Here is a 24,851-nt window from a genome sequence, read left to right as displayed (position 1 = left end):
GCTTGAAAAAAACTATGGAAAGGAGGGCTGCGAGATCATTCAGGACAACTGCCAGGACACCATCTTCGGCGGCTTCGCCCCCAACAGCCAGACTGCGGAGGTGCTGTCCAAAGCTCTGGGCAGCCGCACCGTCCTCTCCGGCTCCGTGAGCCGGGGCAAGAACGATCCCAGCCAGAGCCTGCAGATGATGGAGCGAGCCTTGCTGACCCCTGATGAATTGAAATCCATTCCCAAGGGAAGCTTTATCGTCATGAAAACCGGCACTCATCCTATGCGAACCCGGCTTCGGCTCTTCCTGGATTGGGGCATTAAGTTTGGAGCGCCATACACCGTGCCGGAACGAGCGAACCGAACTGTGGACTACGCCAACCGTGTGGATCTGGAGCGCAATCTCCCGAAAGCTGATAAAGCTGAGGAAGCAGCCGAGCACCATGCTTACGCCGTATCGGGATACGGGGGGATGTCGCATGACCCTGTGCAGGAAAAAGCAAAAAAATATGGCAAAAGCATAAAGTCGATGGAAGGAGAAAATACATGAGCTACTTTGGAACCATTTATGCTGATACCGAACTGCCCTCCAGAGCGAGGGCAGTTTATATGTACCTGCGAGACCGCGCAGATGCTGAGGGGAAATGCTGGCCCGGCATCAAGACCATCGCGTCAGATATGAAGCTCTCCAGAACCACAGTCAAGAGGGCGCTCCACGACCTGGAACAGCACGGTTACTTAAAAAAGGCTTACCGTTATAGACCAAACGGAAGCAGCACCTCCAATCTCTATACTGTGAAATAAAGAAAAGTGGTTTGTACCAAAATGTAGTACAAACCACTTTCTAAAAATGCAAATTATGAGATCTCCACGCCAAGGGGGAACTGCGCCCATTTGGTGGACCCAGGGGCGGTTCAATATGGACCTCCCAGAAGGACTCACTCTAACTGAGATTTAGTACAGAGAAAAGAACTATCTCTCACTGCATGCCTATACAGTGTATCACACCGAAATCTGCAATATGCCTTCAATCGTGTAATCCAAACAGTAAGTAATTCTCTATATACGCGACTTTTCCTTTTCATTTTCAAAGCATATGATTGTGTCTGTCACACCGGTATGCTATACTAAAAAACAAAGTAAGCAATTTGTCACAACAGAAATGCGAGGAATGTTGCTGTGAGAAAAATTTCCTATAAAAGATTGTGGGTTCAGCTTATTGAGAGAGATATAAGCCGGCCGACCTTAAAGCGGGATGTGAATCTTTCCTCTGGAACGATGTGCAAGCTCAACAAGGGGGAGGATGTCTCCCTCTCGGTCCTCCTGCGCATTTGCGATTATTTGAACTGCGATATAGGTGACATCTGCGAAGCTGTGCGAGAGGACTAATTCCTTCCATTTTTCGTACAGTTTTTCTGTTTTAATGGGGATTATACTTACACGGAGGTTTTAATATGGCCGATAAAACTACGAGCAATATTGGGTTTGAAAAGCAGATTTGGGATGCCGCCTGTGTGTTGCGGGGAAATATCGATGCTTCTGAGTACAAGTCTGTTGTTCTGGGATTGATTTTTTTAAAATATATCTCGGATCGATTTGAGGCAAAGTATAGGGAACTGGTTGATGAAGGCGATGGATTCGAAGAGGACATCGATGAGTACATCTCGGAAAACATCTTTTTCGTGCCAGAGAATGCCCGCTGGGGTGTCATTGCCAGCTCAGCGCACACACCGGAAATCGGAACAGTAATTGATGAGGCAATGCGCAGTATTGAGAAGGAGAACAAGCGCCTCAAGGATATGTTTGAACAGATAAAATGCAATGCCATTGAAAATGACAGGCTCAAACAGCTGCGAGATAGTCTTTTGCCGAAGCTGATGAACGGCGAAATTGATGTTTCCGCCATCCAGCTCTAAGCCGCTAAATTATCGTTTATCGCCCTTGTCGCCAATCGAGCGACCACTTGCCGCCCAGAACGCGGTATGATTAGATTAGAAAATGGGAGGTATGTGCAATGGATATACAAGAAACAATTAGCCGCGCCAGAAAAGAATACAAGGATTATCTGCGCGGGAAGCACCCTGAATGGGCAGAAAGCACTCTCAGCACCCATGTTTCTGATGCCTTCTACCTGTATCAGAATACTATTGCCCTCTCCTTCTGGAAGTGCTTTGAAAACGACGAGTCGATGGCAGCGGCAAAGCAGGATATACTCGAATATCTGAAACATGATGTGATGTCAGAACGCGCCGAAGAACGCACAGCCGGTTATTTCAACGATCTCAAGATGCTCAAAGAGTTCCTGGACACCAAAGGCGGTGTGAGAGCCTATGTGGGGCCGGAGTACGATTGCGAAGTGACCGTTTATAAGTATGCAAAGATGGCTTATGATGGGGCGATTTCTTCCGATGACGCTGTTGCGGCCATGTGCAAAGAAGTTCCGTTTTTCGGGGAAACATCCCACAAGCTTATGGTCATGCTGTTTGCGTCCATGATGGAGGGAACAAGGTACACCCGCCGGGGCAATACGGAAACGACGATCTATTACATCGTCCATATCGGGCAGGACTATGGCAAGGAGCGCATGACCAATGCCTTAAAAGCAACCCATGAAAATATAACCTACTACTACGAGCAGACCGGAAACAAGTCGAACAGCATCCGCCGGGGCTGCACGAAAGTAACCAAGGACAACAATATTGATATGGATTTCAGCGAGAAAATGTTTGAGGGCATTATCCCGAAGGAATCCTCTGATACTGCCCTCACGGTCGATGACACCGTCGTCCGGTATTGGCTGTATGCTGCTGGCGATGGCTCGGTCAACTGGGAAAACGATTATGCTGAGGGCATTATGGCTATTGGCTGGGATGACATGGGCGATCTCATGCAGTACAGCTCCAAGGAAGAAATGAGAGCTAAGATGCGGGAAGTCTATGGAGGGACAAACTCGTATAAAAATCAAGTTCATGCGACATGGCAGTTTGCAAACGACATTAAACCCGGCGACATCATCTTCGTCAAAAAAGGCAGAAAAGAAATCATTGGCAGAGGCGTTGTTGAAGGTGAGTATGTATATGATTCCACCCGCGAGCACTACTGTAACACCCGCACCGTCCGATGGACTGACAAGGGGTTGTGGGAACATCCTGAGCAGTTGGCAATGAAGACCCTGACCGATGTAACGCCTTATACCGATTTTGTGAAGAAGACGCAAAGCCTTTTTGACGGAGAAAGCGCAGATGTTGCTATCCAAGATGAGGATGAAGAAGAACGGACATACGATCCATATACTGCCGACGATTTCCTGCATGATGTGTTCATGGATGAAGACCGTTACAACATCCTCAAGGCTCTTTTGCTGACAAAAAAGAATGTGATCCTTCAAGGCGCACCGGGCGTTGGCAAAACTTTTGCGGCAAAGAGACTGGCTTATTCTATCATGGGTGAGAAAGATACAAACCGTGTTAAGATGGTGCAGTTCCATCAGAGTTACAGCTACGAAGACTTTATCATGGGCTTCCGGCCCACGGAAACAGGCTTCGAGTTGAAGAAAGGCGTTTTCTATGAGTTCTGCCGCAAGGCTGCAGAGGACGATCGCCCCTATTTCTTCATCATTGACGAGATCAACCGGGGCAACTTGAGCAAAATTTTCGGCGAGCTGTTTATGCTCATTGAAAGCGATAAGCGAGGAGTTGAGTTGCAGCTTCTCTATGCGTACGAGCAGTTCTCCATCCCAAGCAATGTTTACATCATCGGCATGATGAATACAGCAGACCGTAGCCTTGCCATGCTGGATTATGCGCTGCGCCGCCGCTTTGCGTTCTTTGAGATGACACCGGCGTTCAACTCATCCGGTTTCAGGGCGTACAGGGCGAAGATCAACAATCCGAAGTTCGACCGCCTGATTGCCACGGTGGAGCAGCTTAACGATGTAATCGCGAGTGATGATTCGCTGGGCGAAGGATTCTGCGTCGGCCATAGTTATTTCTGTACGAACGCCACAGTCACAGATGATTGGATGAAGTCCGTAGTAGAGTTTGAGTTGATCCCGCTGCTTAAAGAATATTGGTTTGATGAAGCCGCGAAAGTCAAGGATTGGAGCCGTACTCTCCGTGAGGTGGTCAAATGATTCCCATTCGCAACATCTACTATATGCTGGCCTATGCGTTCCAAGTTTTGCACGAGCAAGGCTATAAGGATGTTGCCGCTGAGGATTTCCGAAACACCGCAGAGCTGCTGGCCGCTATCCTATGCAAAGGTGTGTCTGTTCAGATTAAGCGGGGCTTATGCAGACAGTACATAACTAAGGAAGAACCGCTGGCTTCTCCAAGAGGAAAGCTGGAAATTGGAGAATCCATCAAAACCCAAGTCCTTCGTAAAAAACAGATCGTCTGCACCTATGACGAGTTTTCGGTTAATGCCTATACAAATCGCATTATCAAAACGACAATGGCCGTCCTGCTCCGTGCAGATATTTCAAAGGCGAGGAAGAAGGAAATCCGCAAGCTGCTTGTCTTCTTCGATGGCGTAGATACTTTGGACGCTCATAACATCAACTGGAACATCCAATATGACCGCAATAATCAGACCTATCGGATGATGATTGAATTATGCCGGTTTGTTCTGAACGGACTGCTGCAAACGACCGCAGACGGATCTACCCGTATCATGGATTATGCGGATGACATGACAATGGCAAAGCTGTATGAGAAATTCATACTGGGCTACTATCAGCGGGAGCACCCGGACATCCGTGCGTATTCCCCACAAATCGCTTGGCAAGTGACAGATGGGTGCAGAACGCTTCTGCCTACCATGCAGTCCGACATCGTGCTTTCAAACAAAAGAGCCGGAAAGACGCTTATTATCGACGCAAAGTTCTACACGCACAATATGCAGATGAAAGCACCCTATATGACGCAAACGCTCCACTCAGGGAATTTGTACCAGATTTTCACCTATGTCAAGAACTGGGATACAGCGCCCGGAGAAACGGTAGCAGGGATGCTTCTATACGCCAAGACAGATGATGCCGTTCAGCCGGATGGAGATTACCAGATGAGCGGCAATCAGATCAGCGTAAAAACGCTTGATATGAACTGCGAGTTCGCTGTGATCGCAGGACAGCTTGACACGATTGCGGAAAGGGTTAGATGATAACACAGCAGATCGAACAAGGGAGCAATGGAAATGGCAGGATATTACACAGAATCAAATTACGAGAATGCAGTTCTCCAATTACTCAACGAAGGGCTGGGCTACACCTATGTCTACGGACCGGATATAGAGCGTGATTATCATTCCCCGCTCTATGAGGATGTTTTGTTGCCCGCTTTGCAGCGCATCAATACGGGCTTGCCTTTGGATGCTATCAACGAGGCTGTTTACAAGCTCAAGAATTTTGAGTCCGGCTCACTGCTGCAAAAGAACATGACCTTTTCCGACTATCTGCAAAACGGTATCTCTGTAAAATACTTTGTAAATGGCGAGGAACGCTCCACCCTCGTCTACCTTGTTGATTTCAAAAATCCCGCCAATAACGACTTTACCGTTGCTAACCAGTGGACTTTCATCGAAAATTCCGAGAAACGCCCTGATGTCATTCTCTTCATCAATGGTCTTCCCCTTGTCGTAGTAGAGCTGAAATCTCCCTCCCGCGAAGAGACAGACGCTTCCGACGCATACCGCCAGCTCCGCAACTATATGTACGAGATCCCCTCCATGTTTATTTACAATGAGGTCTGTGTCATGAGCGACATGACTACCTCAAAGGCTGGAACCATCACCTCCGGTGAAGACCGCTTCATGGAGTGGAAAACAACGGATGGCAGCTATGAGAACACACAGTACGCGGCCTTTGACACCTTCTTTGAGGGACTGTTTGAGAAGAACCGTTTCCTCGACATCCTGAAAAACTTTATCTGCTTCAATGTGGACGGCGAGAAGACATTCAAAGTGCTTGCCGCCTACCATCAGTATTTCGCCGTCAAGAAGGCGGTTGCTTCCACCCAAAAGGCAACCGTCACGGATGGCAAAGGCGGCGTGTTCTGGCACACGCAGGGCAGCGGAAAATCGTTGTCTATGGTGTTTTATGCTCACTATCTGCAAGAAGCATTGGAAAGCCCGACAATCGTTGTGATCACAGACCGCAATGACTTGGATGACCAGCTCTACGGCCAGTTCGCCCGCTGCAAGGACTTCCTGCGCCAAACGCCGCAGCACGCCCAAAGCCGAACCCACCTGAAAGAACTGCTTGCAAACCGTCAGGCAAACGGCATCATCTTCACAACCATGCAGAAATTTGAGGAAAGTGATGAGCCTCTTTCTGATCGTCGGAATATCATCGTCATGGCGGATGAGGCACACCGCAGCCAATACGGATTAACGGAGAAGGTTGTAGTCCGTCAGAAAGAAGATGGTGAAGTCGAGGCAAAGACCATTATCGGTACCGCCCGTATTATCCGTGATAGCCTTCCGAACGCTACATACATCGGCTTCACCGGTACTCCCATCTCTTCTAAAGATCGGAGCACCCGTGAGGTGTTCGGTGATTATACCGACATTTATGATATGACTCAGGCAGTTGAGGACGGAGCGACCAGACCGGTTTACTATGAAAGCCGCGTCATCCATCTCAAGCTTGATGAAAAGACGCTGCATCTTATTGACGATGAGTATGACCTGATGGCAGAGAATGCCGATCCTTATGTTATCGAAAAGAGCAAAAAGGAACTTGGCCAGATGGAGGCAATTCTGGGGGCTGACCAGACGATCCGTTCTCTGGTAGACGATATTCTCGACCATTACGAAAACTATCGCGCCAATATTCTGACCGGGAAGGCGATGATTGTTGCCTACTCCCGCCCCATCGCCATGAAGATATACAAGCGGATTTTGGAGCTTCGTCCAGCTTGGACGGAAAAGGTCGCAGTTGTCATGACGCAGGGCAACAACGATCCTGAAGAATGGCGTGAAGTAATCGGCAATAAGGCTCACAAAGAAGATATGGCGAGAAAGTTCAAAGACAACAACTCGTCGCTTAAAATTGCTATCGTTGTGGATATGTGGCTAACGGGCTTTGATGTTCCGTCCCTTGCCACAATGTATGTCTATAAGCCGATGGCCGGTCACAACCTCATGCAGGCTATCGCTCGTGTCAACCGCGTTTTCAAGGACAAGGAAGGCGGCTTGGTTGTTGACTATGTGGGTATCGCTGCCGCCCTGAAACAGGCCATGAATGACTACACAGCGCGGGACAAGAAGAATTACGGCGACACGGATGTCAGCAAGGCTGCATATCCGAAGTTCCTTGAGAAACTGTCCGTGTGCCGTGACCTATTCTATGGTTATAACTACGATAAGTTCATGACCGGAACCGATCTTGATAAGGCGAAGACGATTACAGGTGGCGTAAACTTTATCCTTGGTAAAAGCGTTGCGGAACAAGACCTTCCTGACAAGGAGAAAACACAGAATATCTACATCAAGGAGGCTTTGCTGCTCAAACAGGCACTTTCGCTGTGCGGTAGCTTGGTGGATGAGAAAACACGACTTGAAGCTGCATTCTTTGAATCGCTCAGAACAATGATTGTTCGACTTCTGTCCGGAGGAACCGGCAAGAAGTTTACCCTCCCGGAAGTGAATGAGCGGATCAATGAGCTGCTGAAACACAGCATCAAGAGCGAGGGCGTAATCAACCTCTTCTCGGATGTAAAGACGGAGTTTTCTCTGTTCGATCCGAAGTTTCTTGAAGAGATTGCCAATATGAAGGAGAAAAACCTTGCGGTTGAACTCTTGAAAAAGCTGATTGCCGAACAGGTGTCGGTTTACCGACGAACCAATATCGTCAAATCAGAGAAGTTTTCTGAACTTATTCAGGGTGCAATGAACCGCTACCTGAATGGAATGCTGACGAACGAGGAAGTGATTCAGGAGCTTTTGAAGCTGGCAAAAGAAATCGCTGATGCAAACGCGGAGGGTGAAAAGTTGGGATTGAATGCCGACGAGCTTGCATTCTACGATGCTCTGACCAAGCCGCAAGCGATCAAAGATTTTTACGAACACGATGAACTAATTGCCATTACCAAAGAGCTGACCGATCTTCTTCGTAAAAACCGGACGATTGATTGGCAGAAGAAAGAAAGTGCAAGAGCCGGTATGCGGCGTTTGGTTAAGCGATTGCTCAAGAAACATAAATACCCGCCGGAGGGGATGGACGATGCCGTCCAGACTGTCATGAGTCAGTGTGAGATGTGGACGGACAATGTGATGACCGTCTAAGAATACAGAGCAGACAACAATTTTACGATGCTATGTTCTTACCAGCGCATAAGAAAATGAGGTCGAATATGGATCATTATTTCGGTTTCAACACACCTGAAAGTCGAAAAAAGCAGAGAAAAGCTGCCCTAACAGAAATCGGAGAAAAAGCAACGAATTTTTTCTGGGATGTCGCCCCGGAATACGGCTTTGAAATGCGCGAAGGGCAACAAGATATGTCCTTTGAAATAGTGGACGCTCTCATCCACAACCAACATTTTGCTGTCGAGGCCGGTGTTGGGATTGGAAAGTCTTTCGGCTACTTGGTGCCTGTCCTGCTTTATAACAAAAAGCTAAATAAACCGGTGATTGTCGCTACCTCAACGATTGCCCTCCAGGAACAGCTCTGGAATGATGTTCACGATGTTATGTCCCTTCTGAAAACAAATCCAGAGGTCATTCTTGCAAAGGGCCAGACGCACTATCTTTGCCATAAGCGAGCAAAGGAGCACCTTGAAACGGAGAATGCTGTCATTCCGAAAGAACTTGCCGAAGGCATAGAGCAAGGCTTCCAAGAGCGCAAGCAGTTCATGGCAACCATACCGCAAAATATCTGGGACAAAGTAAATATCCAGCGTTTTAGTATGCGGAATTGTGGCTCCTGTGATAAGAAATGCCTCTATTATGACATCCGCTCTCAACTAAGATACACTGATGGAATTGTGCTGTGTAATCAGGATTTCTTGACTGCGCATCTCCGTCAACTACGGCGTGGACAGGACGGTTTGATCAACCGTGAAACTGACCTGATCGTTGTGGATGAGGCACACAACTTGGATGATAAGGTGCGAAGTGCAACAACGGAGCGCGTCAGTCAGGGAAGGATTCTTGGTCTTATCAGAAGCGCAGCCGATGAAGTTAAGCCCTCTGACCGGCAAAATATTCTCAAAGAGACCGAGACAGCACAGAAGGCGGTCTACTCATTCTTTGACTGCCTCAAGGTACAGATGCAGCAGCAAATCAATACGGCGCAACAGGATATGCGCTATGCTGGGCGCTTCTTCTTTGACGGGAGCGAGGAATCCTTAGCGCTTTTGGAAGCAATGATCGAAGCCGTCAAGAGTGTGGCTCTCAGCATTCAGGTCTATTCCAGCTTCGAGTATAATAATCGGTCAACAGCGGCATCGGATGAGCTGGACGAATTGAGTGAAACCCTTGCGGAAATGATTGCAGAAGTGGATGACTACCTTCTCTGGATAGAACGCAAGGGAAGTCAATCTGAGCTTGTCTATTGCCCGAAGAATACCCGAGAGATTACCAACCGTCTGTATTTTAGCGGAAGTGCCCGGACAATTCTTACCTCAGCAACGCTGACGAATGCGACGGAGGGAAGCCTTGAAGAACAGTATGCCTATTTCATCAGCAATACCGGATTTCCAACAGATGAGCATGGCTGTCTCTCAGAGCCGAAGCCCTCTCCTTATCCTTATGACGAGCACTCCATGATTTATTACTGCGACGATCTGCCGCATCCCACCAAAGAACATGAGGCATTCATAGAACAGGGAGTGCAGCGGCTACTCGAAGTTCTTGACATATCCGGCGGCAAAGCCTTGGTTCTCTTTACGGCCAAGACCGACATGGAAGAGGTATATTCCATCCTGAGTCAGAAGGAATTGCCGTATAAAGTTCTGATGCAGCAGCCGGGTTCATCTCAGGATCAAGTGCTTAACGAGTTTAAGGAAGATACCAACTCGGTGCTGCTCGGAACCGGCGCATATTGGGAAGGCATCAGCATTGAGGGTAAGAGCCTATCGAATGTAGTGATTTTCCGGTTGCCATTCCCTGTTCCTGATCCTATTATCGAGTACAAAGCATCTATCGCGAAAGATCCGCTGATGGATGTGCGCGTCCCGGAAATGGTAATCAAGCTCAAACAGGGTATTGGCAGATTGATCCGCAACTTTACGGATACAGGGATTGTCTGCATTATTGACCGAAGATTGAGAGATGCGCCAGCAGAGAGATACCATGATATTGCGTGGGCATCCCTCCCCATCAAAAACCGCACAAAAGACCTTGGAGAACTTAGACGCTTTTACGAGAGCCTTCCGGCTGCACACAACGAAACAGAGGGGTAATCTCACATGGAAGTCCAAGAGGCTGTTGGTGCTGCTATCGCCAATGAAGACAAAATCATATACAAGGATAGCACCTACGAGCTGGTCTCCAAGGTGTCCTATCTGATCGGCGTTCCTCGGCACATATTTGAAAATGAGCATGAAGCGCCCCAAATGGAAGTTTTCGAGCGGCTGGAAGCGGATAAGGCTGCTCGTATTATCCGGCATCTGAGCATCATCCGAACTGCCATTGAGCGAAACTTCCGGCACATCAACAGCGCAATGAGGATCGATTACCGAACAATCCTTTCCATGCCAGAGTATGTGCCAGCAGACAGTCTGCATCAGCTGAGTGCGGACGGAATCAACTTTATAAAGAAATCCAGCACAAAGCTCGTCCACCATGTTATCGAGATCAACCGGCTGATTTCGGACCGAATCAACAACTGTAAGAAACTGTTTCCTCTCTGGATTAGCTGGGACTATATCAAGGACCTGTTTATCATGCCCAACGGCTTGAAGGAGGAAGGGACCAGACAGGCTGCTTACCTCTATTACGCCAATCGCTCCTATTACCCCTATCAGGTGTATATCAACTGGGTGCCGCAGGATGAAGGCAATGTCCTCTATAATGACAAGAAATTTGCGGTGCTGCTGTATCAATGGCACAATGACTATTTCCGCGAGTTCAGCAAAGTCTCTGATGTCAGCAGCTATGTCAAAGGCAGCATCTATGAGTACATCGAAGGCAGCGAGAAGACGGTTGTAGTGGTGGACTGCGAAAACTCCGATCCGTACAAGCTATGCGCTGTTTTGAGAAACCTTGACTATAAATACACGCAGAAGATTTCGAGCATCATTCTCTTTGATGACATTCATACTGCCTCTGCGTGGCGTATCCTCGAAGATTTTACCAAGATACCGGTGGAGCATATTCTGATTGAGCGGGTCAAAGAAAGCAAATCCCTTGTAGACATCAAGCTGACTGCACGAGCCTGTCAGGAACACTATATCAACAAGGTGGATTCTTTCATCATCGTTTCCAGCGACTCTGACTACTGGGGACTGATTTCCTCGCTGCCGGACGCTCGCTTTCTGATGATGATTGAGCACGAAAAAAGCGGCCCGGATTTGAAGGCTGCACTGGTCAATACCGGTATCTTCTACTGCTACATAGATGACTTTTACTCCGGGAATGCTGACGAACTGAAATTTGGCGCACTTATTAAAGAGATGTACCGGTATATAGACAGCGCAGTCCATCTAAATGTCAATGAAATGTTCTCAGCCGCTCTAAAAGCGACCCGCATTGAGATGAGCGACGCGGAGAAAAAACAATTCATGGCGCAGCATATACGAACCATGCAGATGTCCATTGCGCCGGATGGCGAAGTCGTTATAGAATTTAAGAATAAATAGTCTTAGGATTGGAGGGTACTGCTATGATGCAAGAGATCATGGACCAGGAAGAGCGGGTTATGCTTGACCAAATTGCCAAACTTACAGAAGAAAATCATGTTGAATGGGCTTGTGACGAATACAATCCGATTGGGTTTCTCGACAAAGACGATGACTCTGAACAATCCGCCTGTATCTGCCAAATGTTTCAGTTTTCCGCTGTCCTAAATGGTTTTCATTACGAACTTGAGTTAGCTGAATATATCAATGTACCCAGCGGTAAGATTGACCTATCCGTTACCCTCACAAGAAACGATGACGAACATTTCCTGAAAATTGACTCTATCCTGTCTGTGGAGCTTGCCACTTCCCAAGAAAAAGAGGCAAAGGATATAGACAGCATCGCTGCTGTTCGGTTAGCAAAGCACCTTGTTCCTCTGGCCGTTAAGACGGATGCCGTTGCAGAAGCCTTTTCGTGGGCGAGTTTCATCAACCAGACCGGCATATCTAAGGCGCTTCTCAATAATAATCTCACGAAATTGGGAGAAAAACTGTGTTCGGAACATCGGGCGCTCGACTTCCACTACGCTGTGTTTGACAACGCTTATAAAGACCGACTTCTTGCCGAACTATGCGAGTGAAGCCCCCCCTGCAATTCACAGGGGGGCTTTGCGTCACTGTGCTATGCTATTCCCTTGATCCAGCATCATCGCAACCTGATAAATAAACTCTTCCGGTGTCGGCCTGTCGCCCTTGAAGGTCATCATGTCCCAGATAGGCTGTGTCAGCATCATGATGATCGAAAGCTTCATCAATCGCTCTCTGCATCTCCTGTAAAACATTGTCTGGGGTAGTTCCATTTTCCTTTGCGATCCTTTCAAGAATTTCCTGAAAATTTCTCACGAGAAACCCCTCCATCTTTAGAATTTATACTTGCTCTTTAGAACAAGTATATAATTAAAAGATAGTCGAAGATGCGCAAACCTTGTCGAATGCAAGAAAAAAGATTGGAAGAGCCGGTGGCTCTTCCAACTGCTACTTTTCAACTAATGCGCTTACTGCTTTGAGTATTCGCATTTTCTCATCGTGTGGGAGATCCTCGATGGCGGCAGAAAGCTCAGAAGCGACGCTTTTCGTCGCGTGATCTACTACATCAACCAGTAAAGAATCCGCAGATACCTCAAGGACATTAGCGATTGCAACAAAGGTATCCAGCCGTGGGATTTTTGAACCGCGTTCGATCACACTTACATGAGTTGGGCTAATATCAACAAGTGCTGCGAGGTCTTCCTGTGTCATATTTTTCTTTTCCCTTGCAGTTTTAATCCGTTGCCCGACTGCCTTAGCATCCATCGTACCACCTCCTTCTTTAGAACATGAATTAGCTCTAAAGATAGTATAAATTGGAGGCGTTCAATCATACAGAAGCCAAAGACCAAGCAATAATTCTAAAGACCTAAAACGCAAAAAAAGAAGAGCCGCAGCCGACACCCGGATAGAAGAACAAGTTACAATGCTAAAGAACGAATCTCAAGAATAAATCCAATCTGTTAACTTAGATATTATGAATAAGCGGGCCTTTGTTCGTCTCTTCAACCCCATTTTCAAATCTGCAGACAAAGTCGCACTGCGCCGGCCAGCTAAGTAATAATTCAGATAGAGTCCAGCTTCACGATACATACTCCAACATATTTGTTTTCATAGTATTTTTTACTCGTGTCTGAAAAATCACATGCATAGAAGAATTCGTACTTTCGTGCCGCTGTCCGATCGCCAAAAAGTCTTTTCAGATCTGCTGTCAATTTTCCATTACTGCGGTAGCTGGTCGCAGCAAAGCATTCAGCAATGATTTCTCCATCAGTAGACTCAATATCATAGCCGCTGACATTGCCCCAATTAAGAAGGAATGATTTCTCGGGATAATGGGATAACAAATACTCAGTAGCGGCGAGCGTCACAAAATAAGTCTGACTTTGATTGATAACCTCAACTAAGTTCTCGGGTTTTCCAGATAAAGGCTCGGTGGCAATCTTGTCAAATTTGAAATGTTTGAAGATTTCTTGAGCATCCTCACTGTCAATCATCGCCTTAATATCCTGCACGCTTTTTCTGAGGTTTGACAGGATCGTGGTTTTGTATCTGCTAAGCTCTTCTGCACTGCTAATCGTTACCGTGTTTGCCATAGATTTCTCCTTCATTGCAGCGATGCAAATATTTCACCCTCGATGTCCAGTATGTCATCCATCGGCAGCTTTGTTCCGTCCTGCATCACAATCAACCGTTCAAAGTCATCTATCTTTTTTACCATACCAGTCACTTCGACATATGCTCCACCAGCTTTGCGTTTATCCGGCTTAAAGTAAGTAAAGGTGACTTCCGGTTTATCATTCATGCTATCAACAAGAATATGGAACTTCGTGTTCAGGGTGCTCAGAGCCTCTTCGTCCATTTCAACCTTTCCCACTGTTAGACGCCCGGTTTCTTTGATAGCGGCATCATAGCCGGTAAGCGCTGCAAAGGGTGAGAATTGGGCGGCTCGATCCTGCATGGACATCTGCGGTCTGATTTTGGATACATGGTGTGGTAGATGGATTATATCATCGTACTGCTTTTTCATAATCTTTGTCCTTTGTGTTCCGTTAAAAAGAAACAGCAATTCCCTTATGATCAGAGAGAAGTTTATCCTCATTCCATTCTTCAATCGTCAGCTTTACGAAGGAAGCAAAACGGCGGGAGATGGCAATATGGTCAATGCACTCGGCCTGTTCACCCGTCAAAAGGGACAGTTCGACCTCCTGAAATAAATTCTGCAAATCGTTTCTTCCGGCTCGCGTGAAGTAGTAGTTATCGAAGAAGGAACAGTTAAAATCACCGCACACGCAGATACCGTCACCTTTCTTACTCAAACGGCGTATGTCATCACTCTGGTGATGAAGTTCCTCCATGAAGGAAGGGTGACGGTTGCCCAGTATTCCTATGATTGTTCCATATACCAGCAGATTTCCAGCTTCCGTTTTTAGCTCAGCGCAAAGGGCAGTATGCGGATCATAGGTCTGATGCAGCTGAACAACGGGATAGTTGGTGTAGAGCGAAACACGATTTTCTGTAACGGCATAAGGGATGGCCTTATCTTCTATCAAAGAAGTGGTCTCATGGCAGAAGGTATACTTGGGGTGCAGCCGCTTGTCGGTCTCGGTCAGTACCAGGATGTCAGCCTTAATGCTATTGCACAAACCCTGAATCTGGTCAAGCTGCTTTTTGTGCTTGAGTCGCTCCACATTCCATGTGGCGATTTTCATGCCTTGTGACCTCCAATCTGCTGGTTCCGATCTTTGGCTGTTGCACCTTCTTCCAAGTTCATCCCCCGGAGAATCGCATTCTTACCAAACTTTTTCTTGATGTTCAGCATGGCCGTCTGCATTTTCTGCTCGCGTTCTAATTCCTGCTGCTCCTGTTCCTGCTGCGCCTCCTGAGCGGCATAGTCAGCGAAAAGGTCAAGTTGTTCAAATCCGCCGTTCTTTTTTGGTGCGGACTCTTTCGGGAGGACATGGTTTGCCACAACATTCAGTCTTCGGATGAGAAGACTTTGGTCTACGATGCGGTCAAACAGCTCCGCTGCGCCGGACATGATCTTTTTGGTGGAGGCCGTGTATCCATCCAGATTGATTGTGCCGTGGGCGTGTTTGGGAATCTGCCTCCCGTAATGATCCTTCACAATCGCGCCGTGATACTTTGCTTTTCTTGCAGGGTCGGTGAGATTCTCAATGTCATAGCCCACCGTCACCACAAGCTGATCGGTGACAAGCCCTTTGTCCACCAAATCCAGAGAAAGCATATCTGCCATCTCTCGCAGGACGAGCCGCGCCTTTTCTGCATCGTAGGGGCAGTGAAGCACCTGTCCCGATCCCTAGCTGTTAGAGGTTGGCTTGTATGCCTTAATTGCCTCGATGGTAGTTGGCTCCCAGCCCCACGCATGGTCGATCCGTAATTCTGCATTCTTTCCGAAGAGATGATACAGCAAATCCTCATTGCGCTCGGAGCATCGTGCAACATCGCCCATCGTGAACATCCCGTGCTCTTCCAGCTTCTTTGCGTAGCCACGGCCTACTCGCCAGAAGTCGGTGAGGGGCTGGTGTGACCACATGGTCTGCCGGTAGGTCATTTCGTCCAGCTGGGCGATGCGTACCCCATTTTTATCCGCCGGAATATGCTTTGCCACAATATCCATCGCCACCTTGCAGAGATAGAGGTTTGTCCCGATCCCCGCCGTGGCCGTGATGCCGGTGGTTGCGATGACATCCAGAATCATCTTCATGGCGAGGTCATGGGCAGACAGCTTGTAGGTAGAAAGGTAATCGGTCACATCCATAAATACTTCGTCGATGGAATATACCACGATGTCCTCCGGGGCGATATATTTCAGGTAGACCTCGTAAATCTTCGTGCTGTATTCCATGTAGTAGGCCATCCGGGGCGGAGCGATGATGAAGTCGATCTCCAGATTCGGGTTTTCTTGCAGCTCAGAGAAGAAGCAGGATTTGCCTTCCAGCACTCTGCCCGGAGCATCATGCCGCCGTCCGGCGTTGGCTTCCTTGACTCGCTGCCTGACCTCAAAGAGCCGCCCTCGGCCTGAAATGCCGTAGCTTTTGAGACTTGGAGTGACGGCAAGGCAGATGGTCTTGTCAGTGCGGCTTTCGTCTGCTACAACGAGATTGGTGTCCATCGGGTCAAGGCCGCGCTCCCGGCATTCCACCGAAGCATAGAAACTCTTGAGATCGATTGCAATGTAGGTGCGGTCTTTCATGCTTCGGTGAGCCTTCTTTCAGTCCTTCAAATGAGAAGTTCTCACTCCGATATATGTTTAATCTTCTGTAAATTCCCGCTACATAGCGCATCCATGTTTCTGAATATTTTATCTGCGTCCCAATCCCACCATTTGAGGTTTAGCAGATATGCGGTCAAATCATCATCAAACCGCTTGCGAATCAGTTTGCACGGGTTTCCGCCAGCAATGCTATATGGCGGAATGTCTTTTGTGACAACAGAGTTAGCTGCTATGATCGAACCGTCCCCAATATGAACACCCGGCATGACAGTCACATTCTGTCCGATCCAAACATCATTTCCCACAACGGTGTCGCCCTTTAACGGCAGATCTTCAAGGCTGGGAGTAAACTGCTCCCAGCCACTGCCCATGATGTTAAATGGGTAGGTCGTTACGCTGTTCATTCTGTGATTGGCGCCATTCATGACGAATTCAATACCCTTTGCTATCGCACAAAACTTTCCAATAATCAATTTATCTCCAAGAAATTCATAATGGTGCGTGACGTGATCTTCAAATTTTTCCGCACCATTTATATCGTCGTAATAACTGTATTCACCCACGATAATATTCGGCCTGGTAATTACATTCTTAATATATACCACTTGCTTGATTGCTTCGTTCGGGTATACAGCGTTGGGATTCGGTCCCATATGATTCCCCCTCCAAATTCAGATTTTTGTTTTAATGATACACCGGGCAAGCTTTAGTCAAGGGCAAACAGCGCCGCATGGATCTCAAACCGTTGTAGTTACCACAGCTAATAAAGGACTCAACAAGGATGTCGAATTTATTGCTAAGCGACCGTACGACGCCTTGATGACTATACTTTATTCAAATTGGATATCGTTCTCATTGCACCATCGTTCGGCAAGCTCCCGGTAGGCGTTTGCCTGATAGTCGTACCACAACTGTTCCACGCCTTGAAAGCGGATCGTTTGCTTGAAACGCCGGAACGCACCCTTGCCGCGTATTGCCCCAGCCAGCTCGCTTTTGATCCTGCCCGCTGGGAGGTCGTCCACAAAGGAGTCCATGATGCTGTATTCGTGGATTTCATATTTTGTCGGGAATCGGAGAAACCGCTCCGGTTCCTTCTCGATCAGTTCGGCAAGATCCTCATCTGTCTCACCGGTAATCCATACATCAGGCAGATAAACCGTTTCGTTGGTTTTCGTATCATAGAGCATCGTGTAGGCATCGCTGGCCTGTTCGATTGCGTCTATGACCGTTTGCAGCTTGATCTTCATGCGCATCACCGTCCGCAGCACTTTTTGTATTTCTTCCCGCTTCCGCAGGGGCAGGGATCGTTCCGGCCAACCTTTTTCGGTTTTGTTCCGTTCTGAATTTCTGCGATTTCTTTCAGGAAATTCATCCGCAGCTCTTCGCTGGGCATCTCCATTGCCAGAATCCCTTGCCGAAGCTCGTCTGGATTCATGGTTCCGTCCGCAATGGCCTGACGGATGTTCGGGCCAAAGGAAATAGACTTGGGAATGCGTTCTTCCGGGGGATACATTGCGGTCAATTCGTCGGGCGTATGACCACGGTTATATTGCATCCGCACATGGTTGTGAAACGGCGTATACACCTCTGCAAAATCGCCTATATCCACTTTGCGGCGAAACTTCACACCGATCTCATCCAACCGGTTCATCGCATCCTCAAATCCGGCGTTCATGCAATGGAGACCATAATAGATGTCGATGAACACCGCTTCCAGCTTGTCCTCCGGCACAGTGGTTTTAGTCAGGAGGAAGTTTCGGAATGCCTCTGCTTCCGGGGTATTCTCCCAGTGGAAGGGATTGTCGTAAGCAAGGAACTCCTTCTTGTCCGGCACATAGTAGGGCTTTCCCTGATGGCCTCGTAAGATCTCATGATATGGTTCAAGGTCCTCGCCGATTAGCTGCACATCTATGACCTCGTACTCCATCAACTCGGTTTCAGGACCGTCGTAATAGAGTTCAGATTTACCGAGGATGTAGTAGTCCTCGCACTCATGCCTTGCGATTTCGGCAAAGGCAAGAAATTCTTCCTTCGTCACCAGCGATTTGTTCTGCGATGTGATGATCCCATAGAGCTTGCTGAGCGGGATAATGCCGTACAGATTGGCGGCGGCATTCAAATACTTTCGCAGAAGCCGCGAGGCGGTATCCTTCAACGGGATCTCCCGATAGAGCGCATTTAATTTTCTGCGCCCGTATTCCTCTGGGATCGGGATATAATACGGTTCCTCTCTGCTCATTCCGCTTCCTCCACAATGCCAAAATCAATCAGAATATTTTTATCTCCGTAGGTGGGATAGACGATGCCGGTCATCTCATACGCATATCGCTTGACCTTCCGGAAATCCTTTGTCCGCTCCGGGGAAAATGCTGCGGTTTCATGCTTTTCGTATTCCGGCAGACCGGCAAGGTCATCCGCAGCCGCCTTGATCAGTGCATCTGTAACATCATAGATATCTTTCCCGTACTCTACGGCCAACAGCTCGTGTTTCTTTACATCCTGATCCAGATTCCCGAAGGAACGATACAGCAAGTATTTCATCGTAATTTTTTCTCCTTTTCCATGATGTCATCTTGTTCGATGCTTCGATTCTCTCAGGAGCCTTTGCGCTGATCCATCCTACAAATTTATCACAGTTCATTTCAAGAAACTGCTTCGGTGCTCCTGTTCGCAGAATCGGTGTCCCTGCATATTCAGCTCCGAAACCTTGAGCGCCACCAAGTTTATATCTGAACTCATGATGCGCGCAATCTGGCCGACATCATAGCCGTCGTATATGTATTCCAGAATCTCATCGTCAGGAAGAGCGATCTGTGCGGCAAACATATTTGCCTCGTATTCCATCCGCTGATTCCGCATGTCAAAAATATTGAATTCCTGCAAGCCGCCAACCTGGATCGCCTCTCCGCGGTGGAGACAGTCATGCCCGATCTCATGGAGCAGAACAATATCGTGCATCACTGGGTCGAGGTGTTTGTTGATGAAAATATAACGGTTGCGTTCAATAACCATGTACGCGCCTTTTTGTCGGGAGAAATCACGAGGCATAACGATCAGCCCCAACTCCCGTGCAATTCGGTCGGCATTTCTTGTGCCGCATTGACGCAAAACACGATTGGCTTTTTGAATGGCCTCCTCAGCTCGAATCAGCATAGCGGTATCACCCCTTTCGGGCAGAATGGTATAATTTCACATTTTCAGTATAACGGATGCGAAGTCCAATATAAGGGACTTAGTTCTCTTCATTCTGCTTTCGATACTTTTTCGGGGTGTACTTTTTGTTGCGCTTTTTCGCATCAATGTAGGCTTCCTGAATCGCGAGCATCAGCTCATCCATGTCTTCTTCGGCCATCTCACCGCCAGAAAAGGCGCCCCGTATCTCTTTCAACAGTCGCTCGGCGCCCTTCTTACCACGATAGCCATATTCCTGCCCCGCCATCGCAATGAAGTCATCGCCCTCGTTGTGCAGATAGTCTGCATCACACCCGAGAATCTGGGCGAGAACGCTATACACCTCACGGTTCTGGGGGTATGTGGTGCCTTTTTCATAGTTGGTGATCGTCCTGAGACCTACTCCCGCCAGCTTTGCAAGTTCCGCCTGAGTAAGCCCCTTTTCCTTGCGCATTGCGCAGAGCTTTTCTCCGAACCTCATAGCATATCCTCCTGCCTGTAAATATGTTAATATGCAATTCGTTTGCGCTATATGCACAAAACCGCTTGACACAAGCAAACAGTTTTCGTATAATGAGATTACGCAATCGCTTTACGCATTTATTGTATATCGGTTTGCGTGTCCCGTCAAGGGGCGTGGCCTTCATTTGTTCTGGAACTTCCAAGAGATGCCAGGCAATGAAAGCTTTGTCTGTGTTTTCCGTGATAGCAAGCAAGGAGTGAGGAAAATGAGTGTACCGTGCAGGAAAGCTTATGTCTCAGTCAATCTGGATGTAGATCAGGAGGGTGTGTTCTATCCCCGCTTCATCCGATGGGAAAACGGCTTGATTTTTCAGATCGACCAAATCTTGTATAAGTGCCGCGCCGCTTCTAAAAAGGTGGGGGGCGGCGGTATCCGTTACACGGTGCAGATCCGTGGCAGAGAGTCCTATCTGTTTCAGGAGGGCAGCAAGTGGTTTGTTGAAGCAAAGGAGATCTGACGATGATTTTGTCCCAGAAGAACATCGAAGAAATTGCCGCAGCCGTGACCAAGGATTTCAACGTGTTCTACTTCGGCTGCGACTCCGAAGAATCCCGGCGTATGGCACGGGGAACCCCGATTGACCAGTTCGCCAGGGAATATCTTGGAATGGCTGTGTCGTTTGCCCGACTTTCCTCAGACGGAAGCATATGCGGCCTGACCGCCTATGCGGACACCGAGTACATCACAGAAGAAATGGGCGTAAAACGAGCAATCCCGCTCAGGAAAAATCAGATTCTGTTGGATGTGAGCTTTATTCAGCCCGGACAAGTCCATAAACTCTGCGGCAAGAGGCGCTTTACTCTCGCCCATGAATGCGCCCATCAGATTTTATTCCAGATGGAAAGCGACGCTGTGCGGTCGGCCTGTACCAAGAAATACTCGGCGTGGACAGCGTATTCGCTCCGGGACTTGAAGACCCGCGAGGACTGGAATGAATGGCAGGCAAATGTCCTTGGGGCGGCAATTCTGATGCCGCAAAAAGAGATCGATCTGGCCATGTGGTACTTTGCCGCCGGCAGGAAATTCATCAACTACGAGGGGGTGTTTGCATACCGCGACAAGGTATCCTTGATGATGTTGTGCAAGCAGCTCGCCGTATCCAAGTCGGCTGCGGTGATCCGGTTACGGCAGCTCGGCTATATCGAGGATCGTCCGTACCGGGAATATATTGATCCGTTGGAGGTGTGGCCGTGAAAAAGAATATCCGCATCTCAGAACCGTCTGAGGAAATGATGGAAAAAATCCGAAAAGCGCGCCATGCCATTGCAAACCAGAAAACAAGGATGGTGAAATGCCCCTTCTGTGGGCACAATTCAATCGCCGTATTTGAAGACACCAGAGGTCATGTTCAGGCCAAGTGCAAGCTGTGTGGCCGCGAAACGGTCTTTGATGTTCTGAGTATGAGACGGTTTTTCCTCCACCTCAACCGGAGGTAGAGATCAACAAATAAATATTTTGATAGCTGTGCTGTGGAGCCGCTGATTGGTGAGTCTTCCTAATGCCGCATGATCAGATGTTTCCGAAATGGAAACACCTGTTTTATCAGTATGGGACGACAAGCTCACCGTCATGCGGCTCTTTTTTAGTCTCGTCCTTCCGCTGCTCTCCGCCAGCGGAAAGGACGAGCTATGAAAATCCCGAAAACCCCGAAAGAATTTGACTACGTTCTCTGGACTACGGAGGACGGAAAGTGCATGGTGCGGATCAAGGCCACCGGAGAAGCGGTAGAGGTTGATCGCACGGTGATGCAAGTGCTTCGTTCGGAGGAAAAGCGGCTCCGGCGGGCCTTATCCTCAGAGAGTGAGCCGTGTGGAACGGGAAAGACTGCGCCTACACCCCTCTCTCTGGATGCACTTCCAGAAGATGTGGCGGATTCCTGCTGGTTGGCAGACGCCCGTGACTACACGGAGGAGATCACCACGAAACTTCTGGAGAGGAAACTGCGGGAAAGTCTGACCTCCACCTAATATGGCATTTATCAGGCATGCATCCTGAATGGGGTCAGCTACAAGGCATATGCGGATCAAATGGGGGTCAGTTACCAGAGTGTCCAGAATGCGATTCGCCTCATTCAGAAAAAAGCAAAAAATATTTTCGGGTGATAGTTGTGGTTCTCCTGGAAAATGTCCGTTGTAAAGTGAAGGGGTCCTTTGGGCACCTTCGTTGAACCTTTTCAACCGAATATCCGGCAGCTAAATAACATCAGCGGTTGAGCGAGCGATACGGACGGTGCGCGATGACCACCTGTAGGAGAGGAAAGGGCGAAAGCCTTCTTCCGCTTCTATCAATGACGGCCAATAAGGTGCCCAGCGGGTCCACCGATCCAAAAGCAGGCGTGGCAGCCTGTTTCGCCAAGACCTCATCCGCCTACAATGGTACCCCTGCCCAGCCACAGTCTCAAGCAATGGGGGCAGCTCGGAGAGATCCTCGGAGGGGTTCGATTCCCGGAGTGCGGCGCCCGCCGCAGTTTAGCTGACCGCCCTGGCCTGGGGAAGTAGTGTCGAATACAGGCAAGGCTAAGACAAAAAAGTCTTGATATCAGAAGCAATGGGGGTCACCCACCATGTAACGAAGCAAGCAAATGCTTTCGCAACCAAACTGGGTGACCCCTATTTTTGTGGTATCAATGCATATTCATTTTAGGAGGGATCACACCATGATTACTGTGTCACAAACCAAGAGTGCAAACTACCTGCTTATTGTGGCCGTACTGAAGTCAATGCGGGAAGATGGTGTGATTACGCTGGCCGAATATGAGCGGGCAAAACGCTACTACCAGAAGCTCACCGGCTCCGATCTCGTCATCGCAGATTAAGTAGTCAGAGTTGAACCGTGCCAAATGATGCATCCAAGGCATCGAGTTATGTTGACTATGTAGATTTTGATTTCCCAGCAATTCTTTCAATAGACTTTGCATTTTTGTTGAATATAATGTTGCTTGAAGCGAAGAAGTGGTTTGTACCAAAATGTAGTACAATCCAAAATGCAGCCAGAAAGGGGGTTCTGATGATGCCGCAAGCAAAACTTATCTCGCCCATAACCAGGCAGGAAGTAAGAAAAGTTCGGGTCGCCGCTTACTGCCGCGTATCTTCTAATTCGGCAGATCAGCAGAACTCCTACGCCAACCAGATTCGGGTCTATACTACCCTCATTCAGAGGAAAAAAGAGTGGGCGCTGGTGGAGATATTCGCAGATGAAGGGCTCTCTGGCATGAAAGCACAAAACCGAACCGAGTTCCAGCGCATGATCAAAATGTGCGAACAGCATCAAATTGACCTGATCATCACAAAGTCTGTTTCCCGCTTCGCTCGAAATGCCAAGGAATCTCTGGAATATGTTCGAAAACTGAAACTGCTTGGCGTGGGGGTCCAGTTCGAGAAAGAAGGGATCTACACCCTGGCCCTCGGGGATGAAATGCTGCTCAACACCTTCTCTGCCATCGCGCAGGAGGAATCCAAGTCAATTTCCCAGAACCAACGGCTCTCCATTGTGAAAAGGATGCAGACAGGGGAATATGTGGACAGCAATGCGCCATACGGTTTCCGGCTGGTGGATAAGGCTCTGATGGTCTATGAGCCAGAGGCAACCATCGTCCGCATGATGTTCGAAAACTACCTGAGCGGCCAGTCTACATCGGAGATCGCCCGTGAACTTAACAGCCGCGGCATCAAGACCAAAACAGGGAAATCCGTCTGGCGGTCTACCAAGGTTGCGTACATTCTCGGGAATGAACGGTACTGCGGTGACTGCAAATACCAGAAGACTTACCGTGACACTACCGTTCCCTTCAAGCAGTCCCGCAATCGCGGTCAGGAGGATATGTTCTACGCCTCCATGACGCATGCCCCACTCATCGACCGGGATACTTTCGACAAAGTCCAGCTTCTTCTAAAAAAGCGGCAGGACATCTTTGGAAAGTCTACAACACAGAATATCTATCCGCTTACGAGCCGCATTCAGTGTTCTGAGTGCGGCTCGTATTTTCGTAGGCGGATGGTTTCCGGGACTGCAAAGTGGGGCTGTTCCAACCACATTCAGGATCGAACCCAGTGCAACTCAAATTACTACAGCGAAGAACGGATCTACGATGCCTTTATCGCTATGGTCAATAAACTGTGCTTTTCGGAGTATGACATACTGGGGCAGACTCTATCGCGCCTAGAATCCGCTGAACGAAAGCGCAAGCAGAAGAATACAGCGGCTCAGGAAATCAGCAGGAACATTGTAGACCTGAATGCCAAACTGGTGATGGTGGAGCAGCTCCATGCCAGGGGGTACCTCAAGGACGAGATCCATAAAGCCCAGGTTCGGGAAATCAACGATCAGCTGCGTCAGCTAAAGCGTGAGCGCCAAAGTGAGTTCTCTTCCGGAATAACCGACATGATTGGAGAGCTGGAACGGTTGAAAAAGCTGTTGGGGGAACTGGAAGAACCTCTGGACCGCTTCGATGAAAAGCTGTTCAGCGAGATCGCCCGGGCCATCAGCATCAATCATCGTGATGAAATGGTAGTCACCCTTATCGGTGGACTCAGATTTACAGAACTGCTCTGACAGAGAGGAACCT

Annotated in this window: 27 protein-coding genes and 1 pseudogene; 16 read left to right on the top strand and 12 right to left on the bottom strand. The window is 48.4% G+C overall.

Going from position 1 to position 24,851, the window contains the following annotated elements; translation table 11 throughout:
- From ACTQ34_RS10420 to ACTQ34_RS10375, 10 genes are all read left to right on the top strand, one after another.
- Positions 1-538, top strand: a 538-nt coding sequence (locus ACTQ34_RS10420; protein ID WP_441363744.1) for a TraM recognition domain-containing protein, incomplete at its 5' end; no start/stop codon positions are given.
- Entirely contained in the window at positions 535-792 is a 258-nt protein-coding gene (locus ACTQ34_RS10415) for a helix-turn-helix domain-containing protein (protein ID WP_441363743.1), read from the top strand. The genes ACTQ34_RS10420 and ACTQ34_RS10415, both read left to right, overlap by 4 nt.
- 375 nt (positions 793-1,167) lie before the next feature.
- Positions 1,168-1,377: a helix-turn-helix domain-containing protein gene (locus ACTQ34_RS10410; RefSeq protein ID WP_308526784.1), complete on the top strand. Its 210-nt coding sequence runs from the start codon at positions 1,168-1,170 to the stop codon at positions 1,375-1,377.
- Positions 1,378-1,442: 65 nt separating this feature from the next.
- Positions 1,443-1,904: a type I restriction-modification system subunit M N-terminal domain-containing protein gene (locus ACTQ34_RS10405; RefSeq protein WP_441363742.1), complete on the top strand. Its 462-nt coding sequence runs from the start codon at positions 1,443-1,445 to the stop codon at positions 1,902-1,904.
- Between the two features lie 98 nt (positions 1,905-2,002).
- Positions 2,003-4,120 (top strand): AAA family ATPase, encoded by a 2,118-nt coding sequence (locus ACTQ34_RS10400; protein ID WP_441363741.1) that lies wholly within the window; start codon positions 2,003-2,005, stop codon positions 4,118-4,120.
- Positions 4,117-5,148: a 5-methylcytosine-specific restriction endonuclease system specificity protein McrC gene (mcrC, locus tag ACTQ34_RS10395; RefSeq protein ID WP_441363740.1), complete on the top strand. Its 1,032-nt coding sequence runs from the start codon at positions 4,117-4,119 to the stop codon at positions 5,146-5,148. The genes ACTQ34_RS10400 and mcrC overlap by 4 nt, the downstream gene beginning before the upstream one ends.
- A 33-nt stretch (positions 5,149-5,181) precedes the next feature.
- Complete coding sequence (locus ACTQ34_RS10390; protein ID WP_441363739.1) at positions 5,182-8,271, top strand: type I restriction endonuclease subunit R; 3,090 nt, start codon at positions 5,182-5,184, stop codon at positions 8,269-8,271.
- A 68-nt stretch (positions 8,272-8,339) separates the two neighbouring features.
- Positions 8,340-10,391: an ATP-dependent DNA helicase gene (locus ACTQ34_RS10385; RefSeq protein WP_441363738.1), complete on the top strand. Its 2,052-nt coding sequence runs from the start codon at positions 8,340-8,342 to the stop codon at positions 10,389-10,391.
- 6 nt (positions 10,392-10,397) lie between these two features.
- The gene (locus ACTQ34_RS10380) at positions 10,398-11,789 is read left to right on the top strand and encodes an NYN domain-containing protein (RefSeq protein ID WP_441363737.1); all 1,392 of its coding nucleotides are present in this window, start codon (positions 10,398-10,400) and stop codon (positions 11,787-11,789) included.
- Between the two features lie 23 nt (positions 11,790-11,812).
- The gene (locus tag ACTQ34_RS10375) at positions 11,813-12,409 is read left to right on the top strand and encodes a hypothetical protein (RefSeq protein WP_441363736.1); all 597 of its coding nucleotides are present in this window, start codon (positions 11,813-11,815) and stop codon (positions 12,407-12,409) included.
- A 33-nt stretch (positions 12,410-12,442) separates the two neighbouring features.
- Here the strand turns inward: ACTQ34_RS10375 and ACTQ34_RS10370 are convergent, their stop codons facing one another.
- The 12 genes and pseudogenes from ACTQ34_RS10370 to ACTQ34_RS10315 all read right to left on the bottom strand — a co-directional run bounded on the left by ACTQ34_RS10370 (position 12,443) and on the right by ACTQ34_RS10315 (position 20,245).
- Positions 12,443-12,583, bottom strand: a complete 141-nt coding sequence (locus ACTQ34_RS10370; RefSeq protein ID WP_441363735.1) for a hypothetical protein — start codon at positions 12,581-12,583, stop codon at positions 12,443-12,445.
- Between the two features lie 220 nt (positions 12,584-12,803).
- A complete protein-coding gene (locus tag ACTQ34_RS10365) occupies positions 12,804-13,121 on the bottom strand; it encodes a helix-turn-helix domain-containing protein (RefSeq protein ID WP_101691757.1) in 318 nt (105 codons plus the stop codon).
- 299 nt (positions 13,122-13,420) lie between these two features.
- Positions 13,421-13,951 carry a hypothetical protein gene (locus ACTQ34_RS10360; protein ID WP_101691758.1) on the bottom strand — a complete coding sequence of 177 codons (531 nt, stop codon included), beginning with the start codon at positions 13,949-13,951 and terminating at the stop codon, positions 13,421-13,423.
- A gap of 11 nt (positions 13,952-13,962) precedes the next feature.
- The gene (locus ACTQ34_RS10355; RefSeq protein WP_308526773.1) at positions 13,963-14,385 is read right to left on the bottom strand and encodes a hypothetical protein; all 423 of its coding nucleotides are present in this window, start codon (positions 14,383-14,385) and stop codon (positions 13,963-13,965) included.
- A 22-nt stretch (positions 14,386-14,407) separates the two neighbouring features.
- Complete coding sequence (locus ACTQ34_RS10350; RefSeq protein ID WP_308526772.1) at positions 14,408-15,067, bottom strand: endonuclease/exonuclease/phosphatase family protein; 660 nt, start codon at positions 15,065-15,067, stop codon at positions 14,408-14,410.
- Positions 15,064-16,572 (bottom strand): annotated as a pseudogene (locus ACTQ34_RS10345) (Y-family DNA polymerase). The gene ACTQ34_RS10350 and the pseudogene ACTQ34_RS10345 overlap by 4 nt, the downstream one beginning before the upstream one ends.
- 41 nt (positions 16,573-16,613) lie before the next feature.
- Positions 16,614-17,246 carry a Vat family streptogramin A O-acetyltransferase gene (locus ACTQ34_RS10340; protein WP_441363734.1) on the bottom strand — a complete coding sequence of 211 codons (633 nt, stop codon included), beginning with the start codon at positions 17,244-17,246 and terminating at the stop codon, positions 16,614-16,616.
- 177 nt (positions 17,247-17,423) lie between these two features.
- Complete coding sequence (locus ACTQ34_RS10335; RefSeq protein ID WP_180956744.1) at positions 17,424-17,840, bottom strand: UPF0158 family protein; 417 nt, start codon at positions 17,838-17,840, stop codon at positions 17,424-17,426.
- Positions 17,841-17,845: 5 nt separating this feature from the next.
- On the bottom strand, positions 17,846-18,832 hold the full coding sequence (locus tag ACTQ34_RS10330) for a YecA family protein (protein ID WP_441363733.1): 987 nt from the start codon (positions 18,830-18,832) through the stop codon (positions 17,846-17,848).
- Positions 18,829-19,134, bottom strand: coding sequence for a carboxylate--amine ligase (locus ACTQ34_RS10325; protein ID WP_441363732.1), 306 nt, complete (start codon positions 19,132-19,134; stop codon positions 18,829-18,831). Before ACTQ34_RS10325 ends, ACTQ34_RS10330 begins: the two co-directional genes overlap by 4 nt.
- A gap of 96 nt (positions 19,135-19,230) precedes the next feature.
- Positions 19,231-19,746, bottom strand: coding sequence for an ImmA/IrrE family metallo-endopeptidase (locus tag ACTQ34_RS10320; protein ID WP_441363731.1), 516 nt, complete (start codon positions 19,744-19,746; stop codon positions 19,231-19,233).
- A gap of 79 nt (positions 19,747-19,825) precedes the next feature.
- Complete coding sequence (locus ACTQ34_RS10315; protein WP_022288931.1) at positions 19,826-20,245, bottom strand: helix-turn-helix domain-containing protein; 420 nt, start codon at positions 20,243-20,245, stop codon at positions 19,826-19,828.
- A 247-nt stretch (positions 20,246-20,492) separates the two neighbouring features.
- Between ACTQ34_RS10315 and ACTQ34_RS10310 the strand changes: the two genes are divergently transcribed.
- From ACTQ34_RS10310 to ACTQ34_RS10285, 6 genes are all read left to right on the top strand, one after another.
- Entirely contained in the window at positions 20,493-20,744 is a 252-nt protein-coding gene (locus ACTQ34_RS10310; RefSeq protein ID WP_022288932.1) for a hypothetical protein, read from the top strand.
- Between the two features lie 2 nt (positions 20,745-20,746).
- Complete coding sequence (locus ACTQ34_RS10305; protein ID WP_087347527.1) at positions 20,747-21,481, top strand: ImmA/IrrE family metallo-endopeptidase; 735 nt, start codon at positions 20,747-20,749, stop codon at positions 21,479-21,481.
- The gene (locus ACTQ34_RS10300; protein ID WP_022288934.1) at positions 21,478-21,723 is read left to right on the top strand and encodes a hypothetical protein; all 246 of its coding nucleotides are present in this window, start codon (positions 21,478-21,480) and stop codon (positions 21,721-21,723) included. The genes ACTQ34_RS10305 and ACTQ34_RS10300 overlap by 4 nt, the downstream gene beginning before the upstream one ends.
- Before the next feature lie 192 nt (positions 21,724-21,915).
- Positions 21,916-22,254 carry a hypothetical protein gene (locus ACTQ34_RS10295; protein WP_441363730.1) on the top strand — a complete coding sequence of 113 codons (339 nt, stop codon included), beginning with the start codon at positions 21,916-21,918 and terminating at the stop codon, positions 22,252-22,254.
- A gap of 689 nt (positions 22,255-22,943) precedes the next feature.
- Entirely contained in the window at positions 22,944-23,102 is a 159-nt protein-coding gene (locus ACTQ34_RS10290) for a hypothetical protein (RefSeq protein WP_204246250.1), read from the top strand.
- Between the two features lie 194 nt (positions 23,103-23,296).
- Entirely contained in the window at positions 23,297-24,838 is a 1,542-nt protein-coding gene (locus tag ACTQ34_RS10285) for a recombinase family protein (protein ID WP_441363728.1), read from the top strand.
- The last annotated feature ends 13 nt before the right edge of the window (positions 24,839-24,851 follow it).

Origin of the sequence: Agathobaculum sp. LCP25S3_E8, from assembly GCF_052117165.1 — a bacterium.
Classification (GTDB): domain Bacteria; phylum Bacillota; class Clostridia; order Oscillospirales; family Butyricicoccaceae; genus Agathobaculum.
The sequence above is the reverse complement of the archived record's forward strand: the minus strand, read 5'-3'. Positions and strand labels throughout refer to the sequence as shown.

Coding starts and splice junctions, on each gene's coding strand:
- ACTQ34_RS10415 (WP_441363743.1), top strand. CDS start 535: ATGAGCTACTTTGGAACCATTTATGCTGATACCGAACTGCCCTCCAGA.
- ACTQ34_RS10405 (WP_441363742.1), top strand. CDS start 1,443: ATGGCCGATAAAACTACGAGCAATATTGGGTTTGAAAAGCAGATTTGG.
- ACTQ34_RS10400 (WP_441363741.1), top strand. CDS start 2,003: ATGGATATACAAGAAACAATTAGCCGCGCCAGAAAAGAATACAAGGAT.
- mcrC (WP_441363740.1), top strand. CDS start 4,117: ATGATTCCCATTCGCAACATCTACTATATGCTGGCCTATGCGTTCCAA.
- ACTQ34_RS10390 (WP_441363739.1), top strand. CDS start 5,182: ATGGCAGGATATTACACAGAATCAAATTACGAGAATGCAGTTCTCCAA.
- ACTQ34_RS10385 (WP_441363738.1), top strand. CDS start 8,340: ATGGATCATTATTTCGGTTTCAACACACCTGAAAGTCGAAAAAAGCAG.
- ACTQ34_RS10380 (WP_441363737.1), top strand. CDS start 10,398: ATGGAAGTCCAAGAGGCTGTTGGTGCTGCTATCGCCAATGAAGACAAA.
- ACTQ34_RS10375 (WP_441363736.1), top strand. CDS start 11,813: ATGATGCAAGAGATCATGGACCAGGAAGAGCGGGTTATGCTTGACCAA.
- ACTQ34_RS10365 (WP_101691757.1), bottom strand. CDS start 13,121: ATGGATGCTAAGGCAGTCGGGCAACGGATTAAAACTGCAAGGGAAAAG.
- ACTQ34_RS10360 (WP_101691758.1), bottom strand. CDS start 13,951: ATGGCAAACACGGTAACGATTAGCAGTGCAGAAGAGCTTAGCAGATAC.
- ACTQ34_RS10355 (WP_308526773.1), bottom strand. CDS start 14,385: ATGAAAAAGCAGTACGATGATATAATCCATCTACCACACCATGTATCC.
- ACTQ34_RS10350 (WP_308526772.1), bottom strand. CDS start 15,067: ATGAAAATCGCCACATGGAATGTGGAGCGACTCAAGCACAAAAAGCAG.
- ACTQ34_RS10340 (WP_441363734.1), bottom strand. CDS start 17,246: ATGGGACCGAATCCCAACGCTGTATACCCGAACGAAGCAATCAAGCAA.
- ACTQ34_RS10335 (WP_180956744.1), bottom strand. CDS start 17,840: ATGAAGATCAAGCTGCAAACGGTCATAGACGCAATCGAACAGGCCAGC.
- ACTQ34_RS10330 (WP_441363733.1), bottom strand. CDS start 18,832: ATGAGCAGAGAGGAACCGTATTATATCCCGATCCCAGAGGAATACGGG.
- ACTQ34_RS10325 (WP_441363732.1), bottom strand. CDS start 19,134: ATGAAATACTTGCTGTATCGTTCCTTCGGGAATCTGGATCAGGATGTA.
- ACTQ34_RS10320 (WP_441363731.1), bottom strand. CDS start 19,746: ATGCTGATTCGAGCTGAGGAGGCCATTCAAAAAGCCAATCGTGTTTTG.
- ACTQ34_RS10315 (WP_022288931.1), bottom strand. CDS start 20,245: ATGAGGTTCGGAGAAAAGCTCTGCGCAATGCGCAAGGAAAAGGGGCTT.
- ACTQ34_RS10310 (WP_022288932.1), top strand. CDS start 20,493: ATGAGTGTACCGTGCAGGAAAGCTTATGTCTCAGTCAATCTGGATGTA.
- ACTQ34_RS10305 (WP_087347527.1), top strand. CDS start 20,747: ATGATTTTGTCCCAGAAGAACATCGAAGAAATTGCCGCAGCCGTGACC.
- ACTQ34_RS10295 (WP_441363730.1), top strand. CDS start 21,916: ATGAAAATCCCGAAAACCCCGAAAGAATTTGACTACGTTCTCTGGACT.
- ACTQ34_RS10290 (WP_204246250.1), top strand. CDS start 22,944: ATGATTACTGTGTCACAAACCAAGAGTGCAAACTACCTGCTTATTGTG.
- ACTQ34_RS10285 (WP_441363728.1), top strand. CDS start 23,297: ATGCCGCAAGCAAAACTTATCTCGCCCATAACCAGGCAGGAAGTAAGA.